This window comes from Anaerofilum hominis (assembly GCF_014287275.1).
Classification (GTDB): domain Bacteria; phylum Bacillota; class Clostridia; order Oscillospirales; family Ruminococcaceae; genus Pygmaiobacter; species Pygmaiobacter hominis.
Window position 1 is genome coordinate 83,278 of sequence record NZ_JACONZ010000004.1, and the last position, 20,192, is coordinate 103,469.

Here is a 20,192-nt window from a genome sequence, read left to right on the forward strand (position 1 = left end):
GTGACCGGTTTGGAAGAGTGGATGACCTATGAAAAACTTGAGGAGCTGTTGAAAGAGGCGGGCCGCAGCTATGATATGGAGCTGATCGGCCACGCCTATGAAGTCGCTTCGGCGGCGCATCGCGGCGTCAAGCGGCGCAGCGGCGAACCCTATATCACCCATCCGCTGAGCGTGGCGGCCCTGCTCATCGACCTGGGGCTGGATTCCGCCAGCATCGCGGCGGCCCTGCTGCACGATGTGGTGGAGGACACCGAGGTCACCAAAGCGGACGTGAAAAATGCGTTCGGCGAAGAGGTGGCCAACCTGGTGGACGGGGTGACCAAGCTGGGGCAGATCACCTTTTCCACCATGGAGGAACAGCAGGCCGAAAACCTGCGCAAGATGCTGCTGGCCATGAGCCAGGATATCCGCGTCATGCTGATCAAACTCTGCGACCGGCTGCACAACATGCGCACCATGGCGGCCATGCCGGACCAGAAGCGGCGGGACAAAGCGCTGGAGACCATGGAGGTCTACGCCCCCATCGCCCATCGCCTGGGCATGAACAATATCCAGGAGGAGCTGGAGGACCGAAGCCTCGCGTTTCTGGACCCGGTGGGGTATCAGGATATCGTCTCGCTGCTGGAGCGGCACGGCGGGCGCGGCGAGTTCATCGCCGATGTGGCCAGGCAGATCCGGCAGCGGCTGGAAGAAAACGGGATAGAAAAAGCGCAGCTTTCCAGCCGGGTCAAGTCCATCTACGGCATCTACCGCAAGATGTATATCCAGAACAAAGAGTTTGAGGGGATCTACGACGTCTATGCGCTGCGCATCATCGTCGAGACGGTGGCCGAGTGCTACAATGCCCTGGGTGTGATCCACGACATGTACCACCCGCTGCCCAACCGCTTCAAGGATTATATCTCCACCCCCAAGCCCAACGGCTACCAGTCGCTGCACACCACGGTGCTGGGGCACGAGGGCATCCCCTTTGAGGTGCAGATCCGCACCTGGGATATGCACCACACAGCGGAGTACGGCGTGGCCGCGCACTGGAAGTACAAGGCCGGCATCCAGGGGCCGGATAAGCTGGAAGAGCGCCTGGCCTGGGTGCGCCAGCTGCTGGAGAGCCAGCGGGACTCTGAGGACGCGGTGGACCTGCTGCGCAATATCAAGTCCGAGCTGCTGCCCGAGGAGGTCTTTGTCTTTACGCCCAAAGGCGACGTGATCAACCTGCCCACCGGTGCCACCGTGATCGACTTTGCCTATGCCATCCACACGGCGGTGGGCAACCGCATGACCGGCGCAAAGGTGAACGGCCGCATCGTCCCCATCGACCACAAGGTCGCCACCGGCGAGGTGATCGAGGTGCTCACGGGCGCCAAGGACAAGGGCCCCAGCCGGGACTGGCTGTCCATCGTCACCACCAGCGAGGCAAAAAGCAAGATCCGCAACTGGTTCAAAAAAGAACGGCGGGAGGAAAACGTCGCAGAGGGCAAAAACATGCTCGACAAAGAGCTGCGGCGCAACCTGATCACGCTGCCCGAGGACAAATACGACTCGTTCATGGAGGATATCGCTCACCGGCAGCGGATGAACAGCGCGGAGGAGATGTTTGCAGCGCTGGGCTATGGCGGCCTGCAGATGAGCCGCCTGCTGCCCAAGGTCAAGGACGAGTACGCCAAGCTGGTGCGCTCCGCCGACCCGGTAGAGATCTTTGAAATGCCGATCAAAAAGCAGAAGAGCAGCGAGGGGGTCATCGTCGAGGGCATCGACAACTGCCTGATCAAGTTTGCAAAATGCTGCAATCCTCTGCCCGGGGACGAGATCGTGGGCTTTATCACCCGCGGCTACGGTGTGTCCATCCACAAAAAGGATTGTCCCAACGCGCTGGTGGGCCGCAATCTGGACGAGTCGAGCCCCCGCTGGGTAAACGCCTACTGGGCGGACGGCGTGCGGGAAAGCTTTAAATCCACGTTGGAGATCATCGCCGTCGACCGGCCCTCCCTGATCGCGGACGTCAGCGCCATGATCGCCAACATGAAGGTGCCGATCTACGCTTTCACCGCGCGGCAGAATGCCGACGGCCGCAGCAGTATTCTGGTCACGATAGGCATCAACAACATCGACCACCTGGGCTCGGTCATCGCCAAGCTGAAAAAGGTCAGAGACGTGGTCTCGGTCACCCGCACCTGAACGGGCGGGGGCCGCAAATTACAGAGCGAAAAAGGAGCGGTTATGAGAGCAGTCGTACAGCGGGTGCGTTCCGCACAGGTGACCATCGACGGGCAGGAGACCCGCGCCATCGGGTGCGGGCTTCTGATCCTGCTGGGGGTGGCCGCAGAGGATACCATGGAGGACGCGCGGCTGCTGGCGCGCAAGTGCGCCGAGCTGCGCGTGTTTGAGGACGGGCAGGGCAAGCTGAACCTGTCGGCCCCGGAGTTGGGCTATGAGGCCATGGTCGTCAGCAATTTCACGCTGCAGGCGGACACAAAAAAGGGGCGGCGCCCCAGCTTTATCCGGGCGGCAAAGCCGCCCCTCTCGGTGGAGGCCTACCATCTGTTTGTAGAGTGCGTGCGCAGCAGCGGTCTGGCGCGGGTCGAGACGGGGGAGTTTGGCGCGGATATGCAGATCGCCCTGGTCAACGACGGCCCCGTGACGCTGGTGCTGGACACCGAGGAGTGGAAGCGCAGCTGAGGCCGGCGCCGGAAAGATCGCAAGCCGCGCCCGCACCTCGGGACCGCTTTTGCCGGTCCGTGGAGCAGCAGACAAAAAAGTGCAGCGGCGGGAAACAGCAGACAAGAAAACGGGGGCGCGGCGGTCCCGGCGCGCGCTGCCCGGCGCGCCGCGCGGCCCCATTTTCTCCATTTAACTACGGAAAAGGTGGTCCTTATGAAATTTTATCATCTCAACGCTCCCGGTCCCTATTACACCAACAGCTTCCTTATCATCAGCGAGGCGGGCCGCGGTGTGGTCATCGATGCCTGCGCCGCGCCGGAAAAGTATCTGGAGCTGCTGGACCGGGAACACGCCTCTCTGGCCGCCATCCTGCAGACCCATGGCCATTTTGACCATGTTGGGTCCATCCCGGCTCTGAAAAAGGCCACGGGCGCGCGGGTGTACCTCAACAAAAACGATGCCGTGCTGTTTGGCCTCAAGGCGGACGAGAGCCTGGAGGATGGGCAGACCGTGCAGGTCGACGAGCTGGCATTTTCGGTCATCACGACACCGGGGCACACGCCGGGCAGCGTTTGCCTGCAGATGGGCGACCGCCTGTTCTCCGGCGACACGCTCTTCGCCGGGGATATCGGGCGCACCGATCTCGAGGGAGGCAGCTATACTGAAATACAGAGATCGCTGCACAAGCTGCTGGACAGGATCCAGGGGGACCCGCAGGTTTTGCCCGGCCACGAGGAGTTCTCCACCTTTTCGGCGGAGAAAGCCTATAACCGCTATCTGCGCTGAGAAAGGGACCCCACGCCGTGTCGATGCTTTTATCTGTCAGCGGGCTGCCGGTCTATGAGATCGAGCACATCGCCCGCATGTTTTACCGCGATCTTCTCGTGCGGGAGGGCGTCGCCCGGCCAAAGCCCGGCGACGTGCTGGAACCCACCACCCGCCACCGGGAGGCAGTGCTGTGCGACGGCCTGATCGCGGTGCGCGCGGGCAGGCGCCGCATTCTGGCCGCGCTGCGCACACCGCAGGGGGCCTTTGTACAGACGATGCCCCGTCCCGAAGAAAAAGAATTGGAATTTGCCCTCTGCCGGCTGCTGTACGGGCTGCTGTGCAGCCGCACAGGCTCCCGGCCGCCCTGGGGCGTGCTCACCGGGGTGCGGCCGGTGCGGCTGGTGCACGAGCTGTGGGAGAAAGGGGCGGACGACGCGTCGGTGACGTCCCATTTTACCGGCCGCTGTCTGGTCACGCCGCAGAAGACTGCGCTTGCCCTGGCCACAGCCCACGCCCAGCAGCCGGTGATCGCCCGGCTGCCCCGGCGCAGCTGCAGCCTGTATATCGGCATCCCTTTCTGCCCGTCCCGGTGCAGCTATTGCTCGTTCGTCTCCCGCACCATTGGGCGCGAGCAGGCGCTGGTGCAGCCCTATCTCGATAAGCTCTGCACAGAGGTGGAACACACGGTAAAGATCATCCGGGAGCTGGGGCTGCGGCTGTGCACGGTTTACATCGGCGGGGGCACCCCCACGGCGATCTCGGCCGCGCAGCTGCGCCAGCTGATGGGCACGGTGCGCCGCTGCGTCGACCTCGCCTCCCTGGAAGAGTATACCGTCGAGGCCGGGCGGCCCGACTGCACCGACGAGGAAAAACTCGCGGTCCTGCTGGAATACGGCGCCACCCGCATCTCCATCAACCCGCAGACCTTCAGCGACGAGGTGCTCGCTGCCATCGGGCGCAGGCACACTGCGCAGGCAATTTTGGACTGTTACGCCACAGCGCGGCGGGTGGGGCACAAAAACATCAATATGGACCTTATTGCGGGGCTGCCCCGGGACACGGTGGAGGGCTTCGAGCGCAGCCTGCGCCAGACCATCAGCCTCGGGCCGGAGAATATCACCGTGCACACGCTCACCCTGAAGCGCGCCTCAAACCTGGTCATTGAGCACGCCCGGGACGAGTACGAGGACGTGGCGGCCATGGTGGAAAAAAACCGGCTGCTGCCGGAGGCCGGATATGCCCCCTATTATCTCTATCGCCAGAAGGGCACCCTGCAGAATCTGGAAAACACAGGCTTTACAAAACCGGGCTTCGCCGGGCTGTATAATATCTATATCATGGAAGAGCTGCACACCATCTTCTCCACCGGCGCGGGCGGCTCCACCAAGCTGAAAGCCCCGGGCGGTGACCGCATCGAGCGCATCTTCAACTACAAATATCCGGCGGAATATATCGCCGGTTTTGATACGATACTGGAGAGAAAGAAAAGGATAGGTGAATTTTATGGCCGCTATCTGGATCCCGAAACGTCTTGTTGAGATCGGCCTGGTGAACACGGCGGCGGAAAACCCCGAGAGCTTTATCAGCCATTGTGAGATCGAATATCAGAGCAGGGTGGAGGCGGCCGCGCGGGAGGTGCTGGTCCAGCGGCGCAGCATCGTTATGCTCACCGGGCCCTCCGCCTCCGGCAAGACCACCACAGCCCACAAGCTGGCCGACTGCATCCGCAGGAACGGCAGCTATTCCTGTGTGATCTCGCTGGATAACTTTTTTAAAAATCTGGAGGATTACCCCCGCCTGCCGGACGGCAGCAAGGACTATGAAAACGTGGAGGCCATCGACGTGCCGTTGGTCAACCGCTGTCTGGCAGAGCTGCTGCAGACCGGGCACACCCGCATCCCGGATTTTGACTTTTTGTCCGAGCGCCGCAAAGAGGAGTGGCTGGACCTGGATCTGAACGGCGGCGTGGTGGTGGTCGAGGGCATCCACGCGCTCAACCCGGCGCTTACCGCCTCGCTGCCGCGCAGCAAGGTCTACAAGATCTATGCCGGCCTGCGGGAGGAGTACTCCTACCGGGGCCAGCGGGTGCTGCCCACCCGGGACATCCGCCTGGCGCGGCGTATGGTGCGGGATTACAAATTCCGCGGCCACAGCCTGGAAAAGACCCTGGGCATGTGGGACAACGTCTGCATCGGCGAGGATCAGTTCATCAAGGTCTTTAAGCCGGAGGCCGACCTGTTGCTGGACACCTCTTTCAGCTACGAGATCTGTTGCCTTGCGCCCTCCGTCACGCCGCTGGCCGGCAAGCTGCCGGAGAACAGCCCCTATGCCGAGCGGCTCTATCAGCTGGCCGGGGCCTTTTCGCTGTGCACCCCCATCGACGACGGGCTGATCCCGGCGGATTCGATGCTGCAGGAATTTTTGGGAGAGTGAGCCCGGACGGTTGCACGCTGCGGCCGTCCCCGCTATAATGGAAAAAGAGAGCCTGCAAAACCAGGGATCCCAGATCGGGCCGCAGGCTCATATGACCGCCCTTTGCCCAGCGTTTAAGGGCTGCGCAGAGGGCCATACTAAGAGAGAAGGTTACCAGATGGCAAACGCGTTGGATCAATTCATGGATGCCGCCCGGGAGGTGGCGAACAAGGCCGTGGATACGGCTGAAAACCTGGCGGCCCGGGGCAGGGACAAATTGGACCGCATGAGCCTGGAAAACGAGCTGGCCAAGGCGCAGCGGCAGCTGGGCGCGCTGGTCTACTCGCTGCGCAAATCCGGGGAGGAAAATCCCGGCCTGGTAGACCATTACATTGAAATCATCGCCGGTGTGGAGGAAAAACTCAACGAACACGAGGCCGCCCAGGCGGAGCGCTACTGCGTTTCGATCTGCCCCGAATGCGGCGCGGAGGTCGCGGAGGATGCCGGGTTTTGCTCTCACTGCGGGGCTAAGCTGTCCTGACGGCAGGGCCCGCTTCTGGTATCTGGAAAAAAAGCGGCGCCCGGGCGGCGGAACTCTTCGCTGAGGGCGGAAAAACGGCGCAAAAGAGGTATGGAAAATTTTACCTGGCAGCGGCAGGCTGAAAATGCCGCCGCACCGCTTAAAATGGTGTTTTTAGGCTTGAAATGTGCTTTTTTTTGCTGTAATATAGACATACGCGTTAAAAACCGGGGGGGACGGAAGTGGAGTTTTCGCTCAAAGAAAAGTATGGCGCGACTGATCTGATCGAGATCGTGCGCCTCCTGCGCGCCCCCGGCGGTTGTCCATGGGACAGGGAGCAGACCCACGCTTCCATCCGCATGAATTTTATCGAGGAGACCTACGAGGCCGCCGAAGCCATCGACGCGGGGGATCCCGCGATGCTGGAAGAGGAACTGGGCGATGTGCTGCTGCAGGTCGCCCTGCACGCCCAAATGGAGGCCGAGGCGGGCCGTTTTACCTTTGACGACGTCTGCGACGGCATCTGCAAAAAGCTGATCTATCGCCATCCTCACGTCTTTGGCGACGTCACGGCGGACACCTCGGGGCAGGTGCTCAAAAACTGGGATGAACTGAAGAAAAAAGAAAAACATCACGAGACGGCGGCAAGCGACCTGGAGGCGGTCCCCACCACCCTGCCGGGGGCGATGCGCGCCGCAAAGCTGCAAAAACGCGCCGCAGGCTACGGCCTTGGCTGGCACGGGGCGCAGGAAGCTCTTTCCGCCGCTGCCGCTGCGGGCGAAGCGCTGTGTGCGGCCGCGGAGCAGGAAGCGCGCGCTCAGGCCGCAGGCCGGCTGCTCTTTGCGGCGGTGGGCGCCGTGCGCCTGGCCGGCGTCGACGCGGAGCTGGCGCTCACCCGGGCCAGCGAAACATTTACCGCCGCTGCGGCAGAGGCGGAACGGCGGGCGGAGGCAAAGGGCGGGTTTTCCGCTCTTTCCGGCCCGGAACGGGACGAGCTCTGGCGCGGGATCACAAAGTTCCCTTAATGGGGAAGACCCCTTGTCATATATTCATTTTTAGTGGAGGTATTTTTATCATGACGAAAGCAGATTTAGTCGCCAAGGTCGCGGAGGACGCCGGCCTGACCAAGAAAGACGCCGACAAGGCCGTCACCGCTGTTCTGGATTCCATCACCGCCGCGCTGGTCGACGGCGACAAGGTCGCCCTCGTTGGTTTCGGCACTTTTGAGACCCGCAAGCGCCCGGCGCGCAAGGGCCGCAATCCCCGCACCAAAGAGGAGATCACCATCCCCGCGACCGTGGCTCCTGCTTTCAAGGCCGGCAAAGCCCTGAAAGACGCCGTCGCGAAATAAGACCTCGCATCAAAATCAGGGCGCCCCGCAGAGGGCGTCCTTTTTTTGCGCCCGGGCGCGCAGCGCGGCGCACTTTTTACAGGGCGCGAAAGGCCCCCCGGCGGCACGGCGAAAGGCGGAAAAGGCCGCCGCCGCACGGTTTGACGGGGCGCATAAAACCTGCTATAATGAGCGACAATAAGGCAAATGCGATGGCGCGTTTCTGGCGCGCCGGCACCGGGAGAAGTACCGGCAGGGCAGACGCTGCAGAGAAGGCGCGCAGCGCGGAGAAAACCTCCGCACCGCTGCGAGCGCGCCCCGTCGCCGCCCGCCGCAAAATGCACCCGGCAGCACGGGAGGTGAACGGGCTTTCGGCCCCGGTAGCCGCCTGCGGCCGCCCCCGTTATCAAGGGCTAAGAGTAATAAGCCGAAGTGGAACCGCGGTATCAGGCCGCCTTCGTTTTGCCTTTCCAGGGCAAACGGGGGCGCTTTTTGTACCCGGTCTTTGGCTGCTTTGAAAGGAAATGAGAGAGATGTCACACATGAAGATCTTCAACACCATGAGCAGACAAAAAGAGGAATTTGTCCCCATGAAAGAGGGCGAATACCGCATCTATGTCTGCGGCCCCACCGTCTATAACTATATCCATGTGGGAAACGCCCGGCCGGTCTGTGTTTTTGACACGCTGCGCCGCTATCTGGAGTACAGGGGCAACCGGGTGCTCTATGTCTCCAATATCACCGACATTGACGACAAGATCATCAAAAAGGCCAACGAGGAGGGCGTCTCCTACGATGTGATCGCCCGCCGCTATGAAGAGGAGTATTTCAAGGACTGCCGCGGCCTGAACGTCAAACCCGCCACCGTCCATCCGCGGGCTACCGAGCATATCGAGGAGATCCAGTCCATCATCAAAGACCTCATCGAAAAAGGGTACGCCTATCCGGCCGGCAACGGGGACGTTTATTTCCGCTCCCGCAAAGACGCGCATTACGGCAAGCTGTCCCATCAGCCGCTGGAAGATCTGGAAAGCGGCGCCCGCATCGCAGTGGGCGAGATCAAGGAGGACCCGTTGGACTTCGCGGTCTGGAAAGGCTCCAAGCCCGGCGAACCGGCGTGGGATTCTCCCTGGGGCCCCGGCCGTCCCGGCTGGCACATCGAGTGCTCGGCCATGGCCCGCAGGCATCTGGGCGACACGATCGACCTGCACTGCGGCGGCGTGGACCTGGTTTTCCCGCACCATGAAAACGAGATCGCCCAGTCCGAGTGCGCCAACGGCTGCACCTTTGCCCGCTACTGGATGCACAACGGCTTTTTGAATATCGACAACCACAAGATGAGCAAAAGCCTGAACAACTTTTTCACCGTGCGGGACGTGGCGGAACAGGTGGGCTATGAGCCCATCCGCTTTTTCCTGATCAGCGGCCATTATCGCACCCCCATCAATTACACCAAAGAGGTCATCGAGAGCTGCAAAGCCAGCCTGGAGCGGCTGCACACCTGCCGCGACAATCTGGACTTTGCCATCGCCAATGCCTCCGGCAGCGACACCGCGCTGGCGGACCGGGCCGACGCGGCGCAGGAAAAATTTATCGCGGCCATGGACGACGACCTGAACACCGCCGACGCCATTGCGGCTGTCTTTGAGCTGGCGCGGGACATCAACACCCTGTCCGCCGCGTCCTCAAAGGAAACGCTGGAAAAAGCGGCCCGGGTCTTTGATGAGCTCACCGGGGTGCTGGGCCTGCTTTATAACCGCGCCAAGGACGAGGTGCCCGCCCGGGTGCAGGAGCTGGCGGAGGAGCGCGCGGAAGCCCGCAAGGCGAAAGACTGGCCGCGCGCGGACGCGATCCGGGATGAGCTGGCGTCGCTGGGCTACGCGGTGGAGGACACCCCCAACGGCCCCAAGATCATAAAGAAATAACCGTGCCGGCGGCACGCGCGGCGAGCGCGTCCCGGCAGAAGGAGCATCTATGCGCATAGACAAATATCTGAAAGTCTCCCGCCTGATCAAGCGCCGCACCGTGGCCAACGAGGTGGCGGACGCGGGCCGCATCACGGTAAACGGCAGACAGGTCAAGGCCAGCTACGCCGTGAGCGAGGGCGACGTCATCGAAGTGCAGTTCGGCCAGAAGCCGCTGCGGGTCAAGGTGACGTCGGTAGAGCCGCCCTCGGGCAAGGACGTGGCGCGGGAGATGTACGTGGTTCTGGAAGAATGACCCGCAGGGGGAGACGCAGCGCGTCTCCCCCTTTTTTTATGAGGTCAAAAAATGCGGCCTGCGGTTTTCAAGGCGGTAAAAGCAGGGCCGGGCCAGGGGCAGCGGACGATGAGGGCGGCGCGCTTTCGGGCGCCGGGCGGCCGGGACCTTTGCGGGACGGTCCCGCCCCAACCGCGCGCAGGGGCGCATGGGCGCGGACAGGCTGCGGCGGACACGGCGGCAGAGCGGGAGAAGATAGGCGAGACGGGGGCGCAGGGGCGCGGGCGGCGGGGCGGGGCAGCCCCCGGCCCCTTTGCCGCGGGACGCATACGGGACGGCGGGCCCGCATAGAGATAGGGTACAAGGCGCTGCGCGGCGACCCTTTTTGCGGATGCGCGGAAAGACCGCGCCGCGTGCGGCGAACAGGGGCGGCACACCGCCCAAAGGAAGGGAAGAGGGATCTCTATGATGCAGCCACAGGCAAAAAACGTGTTCCGCGCAGAGGCGGGGGCCGCTGCGCCCGCTCAGACGGCCCCGCAGACGGTGCGGCACAATCTCATCGTCGAAAACAGGTCGAATCTCACCGCCACGGGCATCCGCCAGGTGGTCTCTTACGATGAGTATTCGGCCACCGTGCTCACCGATCTCGGCATGCTGGTCATCGGGGGCAAAAACCTCAAAGTCAGCGAGCTCTCCTGCCAAAGCGGAGAGCTGCGGGTCAGCGGTGAGATCGAGTATATCCAGTATGAGGACAAAAAAGAAAGGAAAGGCGGGCTTTTGGGCCGCCTGACCCGCTGATGGTCACTCAGGTCCCTCTGCAGCTGCAGGGGATGGACGCTTTTTCCGCACTGGGGCTGGGGCTGCTGCTGGCGGCCCTGTACGACGCGGTGCGATTTTTTCTGGGCGGGGCCAAACCGGTCGTGTTCTTCTGCGATCTGCTTTTTTTTGCGCTGTCGGCCGCGGCGGCGGTCAGCTTCGGCGTGTCCTACAGCTATACGGGCTTTCTGCGCTGGTACATCGCAGCGGGCATGGCGGCGGGGTATGCGGCTTATTTTTTCGCGGTCGCGCCCTTTACGGCAGCGCTGCGCCGGGGGCTGCTGTTTTTGTTGCTGCTTCCCTGGCGGCTTTTGAAACGGTATGTGATCGCCCCGCTGGGCAAAAAGCTGGGCGCGCACCGGGAGAAACGCAAAAAAAAGCGCCGCGAAAAAAAGAAAAGAAAGAAGGAACCCTTGCAACCGGCAGGGAAAGTGTTGTATAATTCAAATTAACAGTGAGCAAAGGGTTCATTGCGTCCATTTTTAAACGGAGGGGGGCTGCGGGATGCGCAAAAAGAACAGCGGCAGGGGGCTGAACCTGTCGGGTTTTGTGCTGCGGGTCGGCGCGGCGGGCCTCATCGTTTATCTCGCCGTCACCCTGATCATCAGCCAGGTGGATATCATGGTCAAGCGTCAGCAGCTGAACTCGCTGAACACGGACCTCACCCGCCAGGCAGAGCAGAACACCGAGCTGGAGCGGCTGATCTCTTCAGGCGGCGAAGACGAGTATATGGAACGGATCGCGCGGGACCGGCTGGGGTACGCTGCCCCCGGTGAACGCATCTTTATCGACATGTCCGGCAAATGAGCCGGAGCCACACAAAGAGAAGGAGAAATTCGGGTACATGGCAGTTGAGGTAGGGAGTATCGTAGAGGGCAAGGTCACAGGGATCAAAAAATTCGGCGCATTTGTCCAGCTGCCGGACGGCAAGACCGGCATGGTGCATATCTCAGAGGTTTCCAACGAGTATATCCAGGAGCTGAGCACCGTGCTGAGCGAGGGCCAGCAGGTCAAGGTTAAGGTGATGTCGGTTTCGCCGGAGGGCAAGATCGCGCTTTCGATCAAGCGCACCATGCCGCGCCCCAAGCCGACGCGCGCCGATACCGGCAAGGTCTGGCAGCCGCGCCAGCAGGCGCCGCAGGGCGATCTGAGCTTTGAGGACATGATGGCAAAATTCAAGAGCCAGAGCGAAGAGAAGATCTCCGACCTCAAGCGGGTGACCGAGGCCCGCCGCGGCGGCGGTTATTCCCGCAGAAGATAAGCAGATACAAAAATAGCCGCGCAGCGGCTATTTTTTCGGTTCTGTGCCCGGCAGTCCCGCAGGACGGCGGCGCAGTCTTCAGGACGAGCCGCTTTTTCGGGCATCCGTTCCAACACTCTGCCAAAGGGCAGGGGGAGGGGCCCGGCCGCGGGGCGGCAAAAAAGCAGCCGCCCTGCGGCTGTTTTTTGTTTGCGCACGCTCTGTGCGGGAGAGGCGCGATCAGCACTGGCCAGGGGAAGCGCCCGTCGGCTTTTGCTCCGCCGCCGCGGCGGCCCGCAGAGAAAAAAACGTATGCTGCAGCCAGACGCCCCGGCGGCGGACTGCACTCAGAAAGGCGACGCCGCTTGTGGCGGAGGGGTAAAAAAGGTCTGCCGGCAGGCCCGCGCCGCCGCTTTTGCCGTGCGTTTCTCGCGGAGAAGAGCGGCGGGCCTTAAAAAGACATTTTTGCGGATATCGAGCGGCGCGCGCCCGGCGCCTAAAACTTTTTGCGGCTGCGCCCGGGGCCGACCCCGGCTTTTTTGCGCGCCGGCGGCAAAAAGTAGGACGGCGGCACAAAAGCAGTTCTTGTGCCGCCGTCTGGGGAATGCAGTTACAGTGTACCCCGCGCAGCGCAAAAAAACAGTCGAAGCGCGCCGCTCTGCGGCAGGCCGTCACAGGTTCACAAATATTTGTCAAATTGACTGTAAAATCTTCTTTTACGCCCGCATGTTTTGTGATATAATCATAACAGGAACCCGGCAACGGGGGCCAGTAGCTCTCAGCTAGGAGGTATTGTTATGAAGATCAGCACCACGGGCAGAAAAGTCAGTTTGAAACCGGCGTTCATCGAGCGCGCTGACAAGCGCCTTTCCAAGCTGGACAAGTTCTTCTCCGACGAGGCCGCCGCACAGGTGACTGTGACGGTGGAAAAAGACTGGCAGACCGTCGAGATCACGGTGCGCGACAAAGGCTTTGTCGCCCGGGCCGAAAAAAGTGCCGATAATATGGAGGACGCGCTGGACGCGGCGGTGGAGATCCTCACCAAACAGATCGTCAAAAACCGCAAGCGGCTCGAGACCAAGCTCTACAAAGCGGCGTTTGACGATTATGCCGGGATCGAACAGGAAGAAGAGTCGTTTGCCGTTGTGCGCGAAAAGCATTTCTATGTCAAGCCCGCCAGTGTGGACGAGGCCATCCTGCAGATGAACCTGATCGGGCACTCGTTTTTCCTGTTCCGCAATGTGGACAGCGACGAGATCAACGTGGTCTACCGCCGCAAAAACGGCACCTATGGCCTGCTGATCCCCAAGGAATAAAAGCCGTGACCCTGCAGGTGCGGGCCCGCAGCCGGGCGCCGGCGGGATCGTGAACGACCAGATAGACCGCAGGAGAGGGCGGAGCGTTCCGCCCTCTCTTTTTGAGCAAAAACGGGCGTTTGACGGGACGAAAACACCTGCGCGGAAGCGCCGGCTGTCCCGTATCGGCAAACGCCCCTTACAGAAAGGAAGTTTTCCATGACCTATGAATTTGTCGCCCCCTGCTATTTCGGCACCGAGCGCAGCGCTGCATTTGATTTTAAAAAGATCGGCGCCAGCGACGTCACCGTGACCGACGGCCGAGTCTCTTTTAAGGGGGACGAGCGGGTGCTGGCCGCGGCCAATCTTCAAAGCCGCTGTGCCGAGCGGATCCTGCTGCTGCTCAAGCGCTGCCGCACCGCCACCTTTGACGAGCTGTTCGACGCGGTGACCTCGGTGCCGTGGGAGGCGCTGCTGCCCGCGGACGCGGAGTTCCCGGTCAAGGGGTCCTCGCTTTCCTCCACCCTCTCCAGCGTCCCGGCCTGCCAGGGCATCGTCAAAAAGGCGATCGTGGAGCGCCTTAAAAGAGGGCACGGCGTTTCGGTGCTGCCCGAAGATGGCCAGCTGTACAAGGTGCGCTTTTCCATCCGCAAGGATGTGATGGAGCTGTTCCTCGACACCAGCGGCGACGGTCTGCACAAGCGGGGCTACCGAGCGCGCGCCACGGAAGCGCCCATCAAGGAAACGCTGGCCTCGGCCATCGTCGACCTGGCCCGGGTGCGGGGCGACAGCCTGGTGCAGGACCCTTTCTGCGGCAGCGGCACCATTGTCATCGAGGCGGCCCAAAAGGCTTTGCACATCGCCCCGGGCCTGCGCCGCCGCTTTCTTGCCGAGCATTACGCCTTTGTGCCGCAGCAGGTGTGGCGCGAGGCGCGGGAGCAGGCCCTTGCCGAAGTGGACAGGACCGCGGCCTTTGAAGGCGTGGGGTTTGATATCGACCCGCATGCGGTGGAACTGGCCAACAAAAACGCCAAGCTGGCCGGCGTGGGCGAGCGCTGCCGCTTTTTTACCGCGGACGTGGCGGATTTTGCCCCCGCCCCGCGCAGCCTGGTGCTCACAAATCCCCCTTACGGGGAGCGGCTGGGAGATCTGGCCGAGGCGGGCCGCCTGGAAAAAACGCTGGGCGCGCGGCTGCAGGAGAGCCCGGTCTCGGGCGCCTATATCATCACGGCGGACGCTGAGTTTGAGCAGAATTTCGGCAAAAAGGCCGCCCGGCGGCGCAAGCTCTACAACGGCATGATCCCCTGCCAGCTCTACATGTACTTCTAAGCCGCCCCTCCCGACGGCGCTCCCGCTTACCGGGCGCGAAAAAGTGAAACTCCCGCGGCTTTTTCTTTAGCGAAAAGGGCCGCGGGAGTTTTTTGTGCTGCCGCCGGAGCAAAAGGGGGCTCTCCGGCTCTGCCGGGCCGGGCAAAGAGCCTTTTGCATCAGGTCCCGGGCAAAGCGGGAGACCCCATAATGCCCTTTTCACACAGCAGGGCGTAGTCCACGCAGCGAGCGGCTGTCCCGGGGCTGCGGGGCGGGCGATGGGGGAGAGAGCAGGTCCCATACCGCCTGAAAGGCCTGACGGCATCCTGTCCGTTCAGGGCTTTTCCGGCGTTTTCGCCGGCTTTCCCGCGGACGGGCTTCAAAGAGGAGGCCAACGCGCTGCCCGCAGAGAGAGCGGACCCCTCTGCGCCGGGCCTCAGCGGATGCGGTACACCGTCACGCCGTCCGCGGAATAGACGGCCTCGTAGCGCTCTGCATACCAGGCCTCCGCGCCGCCGGCAGCGCGTTCATAAGAGGAGAACCAGGCGTAATCGATCTTCCATTGCTCCAAAAGGGACTCGTCGGGGACGGTGAGCAAACGCTGCATTGCATCATACTGCGCGCCGTAATCCAGGCCGTGATAGTAGAGATAACTGCCGCTGCCGCAGAGGATGCGCCTGCCCGCCAGGCTGGCCAGGGCGTTGTTGTGGTTGTCCGCGGTGAGGAAAAGCGCCCCGGGGCTGGTGGCGCTCTCCGCCCAGGCGGCGGCCCGCACCTCCGCTGCGCCGAACTGCTGGTAACCGCTCACCAGTTCGCGCCCCGCCGTGAGCACAGAGCCAAAGGTGGCCAGAAAGACCCCCAGCCCGGCCGCGGCCCTGCGCCAGCGCCGGTGACGAAGCCCGGCAGCAGCCCGCCACAGCAGCCCTGCCGCCAGCATACAGCCCATGAAATGCCAGATGTAAAGCAGCTTGTTGTTGTCATAGGGGTTGGGCTGAAAAACGATGCACTCACAGAGGGCCAACAACGCCAGACCGCCCCCATACAGCCAGCGCTGAGGCCGGTCGGCGCGGAAAAAAGCCAGTGGGGCCAGCAGATAAACAAGGCCGATGTTTTTGAGATAGAACCAGAAATAGTTGTCCCGCCCCGCGTTGACCCAGTTGAAAGAAAAGCGGATGAAATGCTGCGCGCCCGAAGCCCCCAGCGTGAAGCAGAGCACCTGCGGCAGGGCCGCCGCGGCGGCAAGCCCCGCATAGAGCAGCCAGGCGGCCAGCTGGCGGGGAGGCCGCTCCCGGTCCAGCAGGGCGTATACCAAAAGAACGGCGCTCACCACGGCCAGGGAGAGAAACGAGTGGGTGTGCAGCATCGGCAGTGCGCCCGCCATCAGCCCCAACAGGGGCGCCACGCGCCGGTCGCGGGCGAACGTGAGACGGCACAGCAGATACAGGCAGCTGAAAAGCACGGCCCAGCCGAACAGGGTGGCGCGCTGGGGGACCAGCAGATCCACGATGGGGTTGACCCAAACGACGTTTTCCTCCACATAGTTGGTGGGGGTCTCATAAAAGGCGGTAAAGATGCGGCTGAAATTTCCTCTGCCGCCGCCGAGGAAGTAAAAAAAGCCGAAACCGCTGCCCATAAAAAAGAGATAAAAGGCAAGAGCGGCTTTTCCCGCATGGCCGAGGACCTCCCGCAGCAGCTGGTAGGCGCCGCAGAAGACGGCGGCCAGGGCGATAAGCTGGGGCGCCAGGCAGGCCGCGCGCAGGGGCAGGCCCAACAGCAGTAAGGCAGAGGACACGCTTTCACACAGAAAGGGATAAGACAGGGGCAGGTCCCCCGCCACCAGCGTGTAGACAGGGGGGAAAACGCCGTTTTCCGCAAGGCTTTTGATAAAGGCGAGATGCATCGGCAGATCGCCGAAAGTCGATTGCCCGGCCCACAGGCTGCCGTCCGCCCGCGGGGAAAGGGTGTGGGTGAACAATAAAAAAGACCCCAGGGCAAGCATCGGCAGCACGCAGGCCCAGAAAGCGGGCCCAAAGCCGCCGCGCACCGCGTCCCGGGGCCGCAGGCGCAGGGCCGCCAGAAAAAGGACGGCACAGAGGGCCGCGCCCGCCAGCACGCTGGACAGGCGAAAACCGAGAAAAAAGGCGGGCAGCGCAGGCAGCCAGGCCATCAGGACCACAGAGAGGGACAGCCCGACCGCGGCCCGCGCCGCCAGGGGCTCGCGCGGCAGGGCCAGGCCCGCCAGCAGGATGCCGGTGCCGATGAAAAGCGCCAGATACAGGGACGCGTACAGATAGATCAAGCGGGATGCCTCCTCTCACAGGCCGGTCAGGTCAAAGGGCGGGGTGTATTCCTCTTTGGCGGCGGTGCGCTGCTGGGTGTAGGCCCGGGTAAAGCCCAGGCGCAGGGCTTCTTTTACCACAGCGTCGTATTCAAAGGTGGAAAGACGGCGGTTCAGCTCTTTATAGGGCAAAGGGCGATAGGGCGTGTACTGGCTCATCAGGCTCAGGATAAAGCTGTCGCGGGGCAGGGCGCCGGCAAGCCAGCGCAGCAGGCGCAGGCTGTCGTCCCGGTGGCCGGGCAGCACCAGATGCCGCACGATGACGCCGCTGCGCAGCAGGCCGCGCGCGTCATAGACCGGCGGCCCGGCAACTTCCACCATGCGGCGCACAGCGCGGCTTGCCGCTTCAAAATAATCCGGTGCGCGGGAAAAACGGGCCGACAGGGCGGGGTCTTGGTATTTGAGATCCGGCATGAAGATGCCGACCCCACCCTCTCCGGCCAGTGCCTCCACGCTTTCCAGCGTTTCATAGCCGCCGCAGTTCCAGGCCACCGGCAGCGTCAGGGCGGGGCGGGCCAGCGCCAGCGCCCGCAGGATGCCGGGCAGATAGTGGGTGCCGGTGACCAGGTTGATGTTGGCCGCGCCGCGGGCCTGCAGCTCCAGAAAGATCTCGGCAAGCCGCTGCTCGGACACCGCTTTGCCGCGGTTTTCTTCGCTGATCTCAAAATTCTGGCAAAAGCAGCAGCGCAGCGGACAGCCGCTGAAAAATACGGTGCCGCTGCCCGGCGCGTTGGGGCCCTCGCCGCTGATGCAGGGCTCTTCCCAGAAGTGGAGCGCGGCCCGGGCCAGACGCAGCTGATCTGTGCCGCCGCAGGGGCCGGCTGTGCGGGTGCGGTCTGTGCCGCAGCGGCGCGGGCAAAGGGTGCAGTGTTCATATCCGGCCAAAAGATCACACGCTTCCTGTAAAAGTAGTATAAATAGTGTACCATATGTCAGTGGGGATGTGGTATAATAACGGCGAAGCGCGCACATCATGCGCAGCGCCTCGCCCCTGCGCGGCGGCGCGGAGGGCAGCCGGTTTTTGATGCGCCGGGACGTCATGGCCGCCTGCGCGTCTATGGTATAATAACGGCGAAGCAAAGCCGCGGGTTTGGGGCAAAGCTGCGCGGCCGGCTGTCTCGGTCCGCGTCAGACGGCCCGTCCTTTGCGGGACGGCCGCTTTTTGACGGCCGGTTTGCGCCGTTTTTTGCTTTGCAGTTACAGCTACAGCGCACCGCGGCAAAGCGGGCCTGCTGCAGGGATAAAAAGTGCCCGGCCCCGCCTTTTGCAGGGCGGCCGTGGCACGGGGATGCCGTCCGCGCTCGGCGCTCACGGCATCATCATAACACAAATAAAGGCTTGGAGCAAAGTCTCCACGTTTTGGCCCGCGCCGGTTTGCGGGCGGAGAGAAGAAAGGGCGGGAGTCGGCGATGCACGGAGAAACGGTTTGGTTTGAGACACAGCGGAGGCCGGAGGGCTATCGGATCTTTGGCACGGAGGAGGGGGCATATACCGCATACCACAGCCTTTCCCCCGACGGCTTTTCCCCGGACAACAGCGTCGCCGGCTTTGCCCGCGAACTGCTGGCGCCCGATCTTTATCCGGGCAGGCGCAGTTATTTTCATATCCTGGACGAGGCGGGCGGCCATTTCGTGACCGCTCCCCGCGACCTAGGCTTTGAGAGCGTGCGCAATTTCCGCGAGCTGGGCGGATATCCGGCCGCCGACGGGCGCAGGGTGCGCTGGGGCAGATTTTACCGCAGCGCGCGGCTGGGGGGCATCACCCCGGAGGAGAAGCAGCGCTTTGCACAGCTGGGGATCCGGGTGGTGCTGGACCTGCGGAGCGACGGCGAGATCGCCCAGATGCCCGACCCCGTCTTTGAGGGCAGCGAGCAAAAGGTGATCTCGGCGCTGATCCAGAAAAACAAACAGCAGGTAAATCTGGACCCCAGTGTGCTGTTCACCTTTTCGCCGGAGGAGATGCTCGAGGACGACGCCGCGTTTACCGAGCGCTACCGTCAGATGCCCTTTGACAACGAGGCTTACCACTATCTGTTTGACAAGCTGGAAAAAGGCGAGACGCCCGTGCTTTTTCACTGCACGGCAGGCAAGGACCGCACCGGCGTGGCCGCGATGCTGATCCTGCTGGCGCTGGGGGTCTCGTGGGAGACCATCAAAGAGGATTATATGCTGACCAACCTTTTTTGCGGGGATATCCTGGATGAGGTGCTGGACAAGTATTATAAGCCCGGCCAGCCGGAGCATGTGCGCCACTTCCTCACCTGCATCGCGGGGGTGGAGCTGCGCAATCTGGAGGCGGCGTATGAGTCTGTGCTGGCGCGGTATGGAGACGTGCAGCGCTATTTCAGCGAGGAATTCGGGCTGCAGGGCGCGCGGATGGAACGGCTGCGGGACCGATACCTGGAGGAGGTGAGACCGCGTTGAAGCTGCTCTCTTTCGGCTCGCTCAACCTGGACCAGGTCTACCGGGTGCGCCAGTTTGCCCGCCCGGGCGAGTCGGTGCGCGCGCGGGAGACCCAGACTTTCTGCGGCGGCAAGGGCCTGAACCTGAGCATCGCCGCAGCGGCGGCCGGATGCGAGGTCTGGCATGCGGGCAAGGTGGGGCCGGATGGGGCCATGCTCATTGAGCGGCTGATCCGCTCGGGGGTGGACACCACCCTCATCTCCACCGGCGGCACGGTGAGCGGACACGCCATCATTCAGGTCAACGACGCGGGTGAGAACCAGATCCTTATCGCCCCGGGCGCGAACGGGGAGATCACCCCGCAGGAGTGCGAGGCCGCGGTGCGGGGCTTTTCCGCCGGCGATTGGCTGGCCCTGCAGAATGAGACCAGCTGCCTGCCCGAGCTGCTGCGCCTGGGCAAAGAGCAGGGGATGACGGTGGCGCTGATCCCCTCGCCGGTAGACGGGGAACTGGAAGCGGCGGACCTGTCCGCGGTTTCTTACTTTATCATGAGCCGCTATGACGGCAGCGCCCTGACCGGCAGGCAGGCGCCGGACGAGATCTGCGGCGAGCTGCTGCGGCGGTTTCCCGCCGCGCATGTAGTGCTCAACCTGGGGGCCCAGGGCAGCCTTTACTGCACGGCGCACCAGACGGTACACCAGCACGCCTATCCCTCGCAGATCGTGGATCCTACCGGCGCGGGAGACATTTTTGCCGGGTACTTTATCGCGCGCATGGCGGCGGGAGAAAAGCCCGGGCGCGCCCTGCGCAGCGCGGCAAAGGCGGCAGCGCTGTCCACCGCCCATCTGGGGGCCTGTGAGTATGTGCCCACCCCGCTTGAAGTGGAGAATGCCTATCGTCTGTGAA

At 62.9% G+C, this 20,192-nt stretch carries 20 protein-coding genes; 18 read left to right on the forward strand and 2 right to left on the reverse strand.

What is annotated here, in order from left to right:
• Window positions 1-21 precede the first annotated feature (21 nt).
• From H8S23_RS10910 to H8S23_RS10985, 16 genes are all read left to right on the forward strand, one after another.
• Window positions 22-2,175 (forward strand): RelA/SpoT family protein, encoded by a 2,154-nt coding sequence (locus H8S23_RS10910; protein ID WP_186888610.1) that lies wholly within the window; start codon window positions 22-24, stop codon window positions 2,173-2,175.
• Between the two features lie 42 nt (window positions 2,176-2,217).
• A complete protein-coding gene (dtd, locus tag H8S23_RS10915; RefSeq protein WP_186888383.1) occupies window positions 2,218-2,676 on the forward strand; it encodes a D-aminoacyl-tRNA deacylase in 459 nt (152 codons plus the stop codon).
• A 195-nt stretch (window positions 2,677-2,871) separates the two neighbouring features.
• Complete coding sequence (locus H8S23_RS10920; protein WP_186888384.1) at window positions 2,872-3,444, forward strand: MBL fold metallo-hydrolase; 573 nt, start codon at window positions 2,872-2,874, stop codon at window positions 3,442-3,444.
• A gap of 23 nt (window positions 3,445-3,467) precedes the next feature.
• Complete coding sequence (hemZ, locus tag H8S23_RS10925; protein WP_186888611.1) at window positions 3,468-4,964, forward strand: coproporphyrinogen dehydrogenase HemZ; 1,497 nt, start codon at window positions 3,468-3,470, stop codon at window positions 4,962-4,964.
• The gene (locus tag H8S23_RS10930) at window positions 4,930-5,859 is read left to right on the forward strand and encodes an AAA family ATPase (RefSeq protein ID WP_186888385.1); all 930 of its coding nucleotides are present in this window, start codon (window positions 4,930-4,932) and stop codon (window positions 5,857-5,859) included. Before hemZ ends, H8S23_RS10930 begins: the two co-directional genes overlap by 35 nt.
• 157 nt (window positions 5,860-6,016) lie before the next feature.
• Complete coding sequence (locus tag H8S23_RS10935) at window positions 6,017-6,379, forward strand: zinc ribbon domain-containing protein (protein WP_243165999.1); 363 nt, start codon at window positions 6,017-6,019, stop codon at window positions 6,377-6,379.
• Window positions 6,380-6,600: 221 nt separating this feature from the next.
• On the forward strand, window positions 6,601-7,383 hold the full coding sequence (gene mazG / locus H8S23_RS10940; RefSeq protein ID WP_186888386.1) for a nucleoside triphosphate pyrophosphohydrolase: 783 nt from the start codon (window positions 6,601-6,603) through the stop codon (window positions 7,381-7,383).
• A 50-nt stretch (window positions 7,384-7,433) separates the two neighbouring features.
• Window positions 7,434-7,709, forward strand: a complete 276-nt coding sequence (locus tag H8S23_RS10945; protein ID WP_186888387.1) for an HU family DNA-binding protein — start codon at window positions 7,434-7,436, stop codon at window positions 7,707-7,709.
• Window positions 7,710-8,230: 521 nt separating this feature from the next.
• The gene (cysS, locus tag H8S23_RS10950) at window positions 8,231-9,613 is read left to right on the forward strand and encodes a cysteine--tRNA ligase (RefSeq protein WP_186888613.1); all 1,383 of its coding nucleotides are present in this window, start codon (window positions 8,231-8,233) and stop codon (window positions 9,611-9,613) included.
• Between the two features lie 49 nt (window positions 9,614-9,662).
• Window positions 9,663-9,908 (forward strand): RNA-binding S4 domain-containing protein, encoded by a 246-nt coding sequence (locus tag H8S23_RS10955; RefSeq protein ID WP_186888388.1) that lies wholly within the window; start codon window positions 9,663-9,665, stop codon window positions 9,906-9,908.
• Between the two features lie 444 nt (window positions 9,909-10,352).
• Window positions 10,353-10,685, forward strand: a complete 333-nt coding sequence (locus H8S23_RS10960) for a YabP/YqfC family sporulation protein (RefSeq protein WP_243166000.1) — start codon at window positions 10,353-10,355, stop codon at window positions 10,683-10,685.
• Window positions 10,685-11,155: a spore cortex biosynthesis protein YabQ gene (yabQ, locus tag H8S23_RS10965; protein ID WP_186888389.1), complete on the forward strand. Its 471-nt coding sequence runs from the start codon at window positions 10,685-10,687 to the stop codon at window positions 11,153-11,155. Before H8S23_RS10960 ends, yabQ begins: the two co-directional genes overlap by 1 nt.
• 52 nt (window positions 11,156-11,207) lie before the next feature.
• On the forward strand, window positions 11,208-11,510 hold the full coding sequence (locus H8S23_RS10970) for an FtsB family cell division protein (protein ID WP_186888390.1): 303 nt from the start codon (window positions 11,208-11,210) through the stop codon (window positions 11,508-11,510).
• Between the two features lie 37 nt (window positions 11,511-11,547).
• Window positions 11,548-11,964, forward strand: a complete 417-nt coding sequence (locus tag H8S23_RS10975) for a S1 RNA-binding domain-containing protein (RefSeq protein WP_186888391.1) — start codon at window positions 11,548-11,550, stop codon at window positions 11,962-11,964.
• 776 nt (window positions 11,965-12,740) lie between these two features.
• Window positions 12,741-13,259, forward strand: coding sequence for a ribosome hibernation-promoting factor, HPF/YfiA family (gene hpf / locus H8S23_RS10980; protein ID WP_186888392.1), 519 nt, complete (start codon window positions 12,741-12,743; stop codon window positions 13,257-13,259).
• Window positions 13,260-13,457: 198 nt separating this feature from the next.
• The gene (locus tag H8S23_RS10985; protein ID WP_186888393.1) at window positions 13,458-14,567 is read left to right on the forward strand and encodes a THUMP domain-containing class I SAM-dependent RNA methyltransferase; all 1,110 of its coding nucleotides are present in this window, start codon (window positions 13,458-13,460) and stop codon (window positions 14,565-14,567) included.
• 415 nt (window positions 14,568-14,982) lie between these two features.
• On the opposite strand, the gene H8S23_RS10990 is transcribed toward H8S23_RS10985, so the two are convergent.
• Together H8S23_RS10990 and H8S23_RS10995 are read right to left on the reverse strand one after the other, a co-directional pair.
• On the reverse strand, window positions 14,983-16,845 hold the full coding sequence (locus H8S23_RS10990; protein WP_186888394.1) for a hypothetical protein: 1,863 nt from the start codon (window positions 16,843-16,845) through the stop codon (window positions 14,983-14,985).
• A 15-nt stretch (window positions 16,846-16,860) separates the two neighbouring features.
• A complete protein-coding gene (locus tag H8S23_RS10995) occupies window positions 16,861-17,769 on the reverse strand; it encodes a radical SAM protein (protein ID WP_243166001.1) in 909 nt (302 codons plus the stop codon).
• 524 nt (window positions 17,770-18,293) lie between these two features.
• Here H8S23_RS10995 and H8S23_RS11000 point away from each other — a divergent pair.
• Window positions 18,294-19,307: a tyrosine-protein phosphatase gene (locus H8S23_RS11000; RefSeq protein WP_186888395.1), complete on the forward strand. Its 1,014-nt coding sequence runs from the start codon at window positions 18,294-18,296 to the stop codon at window positions 19,305-19,307.
• Window positions 19,304-20,191, forward strand: a complete 888-nt coding sequence (locus H8S23_RS11005) for a PfkB family carbohydrate kinase (protein ID WP_186888396.1) — start codon at window positions 19,304-19,306, stop codon at window positions 20,189-20,191. Before H8S23_RS11000 ends, H8S23_RS11005 begins: the two co-directional genes overlap by 4 nt.
• Window position 20,192 lies beyond the last annotated feature (1 nt).